At 46.4% G+C, this 1,930-nt stretch carries 2 protein-coding genes; both read right to left on the reverse strand.

The genetic code is table 11. The annotated features are described in order from the left end of the window. Positions 1-133 precede the first annotated feature (133 nt). A complete protein-coding gene (locus MMU05_RS22960; protein WP_241143994.1) occupies positions 134-574 on the reverse strand; it encodes a hypothetical protein in 441 nt (146 codons plus the stop codon). 4 nt (positions 575-578) lie between these two features. Beyond that, complete coding sequence (locus MMU05_RS22965) at positions 579-1,325, reverse strand: hypothetical protein (RefSeq protein ID WP_241143995.1); 747 nt, start codon at positions 1,323-1,325, stop codon at positions 579-581. Between the last annotated feature and the right edge of the window lie 605 nt (positions 1,326-1,930).

The raw sequence follows: 1,930 nt of genomic DNA on the forward strand, positions 1-1,930 counted from the left end.
TTGGACATGGTCTGCAGGGCTACTTCCATCAACTGGTACCTCGTCTGGACCTCATGGAGGTTTTGTTGCAGTGCCCTGAAGTCCTGCAAGAGGAACTTCAACAGGTAGGCGATGATCGAAAGCATCAATGAAATTACGCCTCCTGCCCCTGCAAGGTATTCTGCGGATTCAATTTCCATCGTTTCTGTTTTGAAGGTTTGAACTCACTGTAGATCTCCAGCCATACCTCCTCTCCTTCTTCCATGCATTGCAGCAGCTTGTCTGTCAGCTTCCTGCATGCGAGGCGGGTGAATTTTGGTATGCTTTTTTTGAAACAGGTGACGGGGACTATGTTATCCCTGAAACCTGTTGCCGAATTATCCTTGATCTTTATCCGCCTGTCTTCTGCTTCAAAATACAGGTACCAACCGCTGTCCTCGTCGCAATCGAAGTCCAATCTGAAAAGACCTTCTCTACATGGATTTGAGGCATGTAAAAGCGATGGTTCCAGGGTTTTGCAAAGGACCTTGCCATTCAGGAAAACAGTACCCCTAGTCAAGTGCTTCCCATACTCCCTTTTCAAGAGCAGTTTCATGGCCTTAGGCTTTTTCCACGGTGACGATTGCCGCGGCATTGTGCTCCTCGCTGTTGAAGGCGTAGTCTTGCCCGTTGACAACCTGCAGGAATTCAATCCCCATGATAAACAGCTTGTTTGGTTCGGGTAAACCTGCTTTGGGAATGGTCACAGAAATCGCACCTGTGAGTTCCTCCAAGGGAAGGTTTGCTCCTGCATTAAGTAAGAAACTTTTGGTCCCTGCCTGGAAATCAAATGATGCCCCTGCAGCCATCAATCTGAAATGCGTAGCTCCCAAGGGAATGGAAAGGAAATCCACCGGCAGGAAAGAATTGATGGAAAATCCCCATTCTGTAGGGCTGTTGGTCACCGTGATTTCTGTCTTGATTGAGCCGGATAGGACTGCACTGGAATTGATCTCAAAACCTTTGAGCAGGTTCCAATCTCCTTCCCCAACAAGTCGCTTTCCCCTGCCGTTGACAGGATCAGTTCTGAGGACTTTCATCATCTCCCTGATCAACCTGTTATGCAGCCTTGAGTCCGCAATTCTAAGGATTGCCGGTCTGATGGTATCCTTGACCATCTTTACAGTCCTGGCATTTTCGGAAAACTCTTTCAGGTTTTCCCTGGTCCTTGCGTATTTGGGATCGTTCATGATCCTGTCTTTGGAGACGCCTCCTTTTTCTCTGGCCATGTGGCCATCCCTGGTTTTGTAGAAGGACAAGCCTCCTATGTTACCTTCGAGTTTGAATGCACTTGATTGCTTTCCCATTTTTTATTTGGTTTAAATGAAACATGGTCAAATGTGGGGAGGCCTGGAATGGAATAAAAAACAATCTGCGGATCCTGCGGATATTGCGGATTTTGAGGAAAAGTGCAGTTTCTGCGGATTCTGCGGGTTTTGTAAAAAGTCCACCGACCACAGTCGATAGTCCACGGCGGATTCTGGTTAGGTATTGGAGTAGGCAGTATGAATGAGTCCAAAGCCGATCGATCCTAGCGTGTATCGGGATTTTAATATTGGAAAAGTACAAAGTCAAAAAATATCGGAATAATGATATGGTTTCTTGGAAATTGGTCAAAAGGTAACGAATGGGTAAGGAGGGTGTAACGGAAGGGTAACGGAAGGGTAAGGGAAGGGTAACGGGAATGGGGCTAAAATCTACCTGTTTCGGCAATTTTTATTGTATTATTTTTTATAGAATTGACCTTTTCTAAGTTATGTTATCTTGTATTTTTTGGGGAAATCAGGGAGAAAAAGTTATCAAGTTGTCTGCTTCGCGTTGTCGGGATGTCTGCTTCGCGTTATCGGGTTGGAGACCGTCATCCTGAACCGGAGCTTGCGGATCCCGACAGCTGTACGGGAGAAGGATCTCT

Origin of the sequence: Cognataquiflexum rubidum (assembly GCF_022538115.1) — a bacterium.
GTDB lineage: Bacteria > Bacteroidota > Bacteroidia > Cytophagales > Cyclobacteriaceae > Cognataquiflexum > Cognataquiflexum rubidum.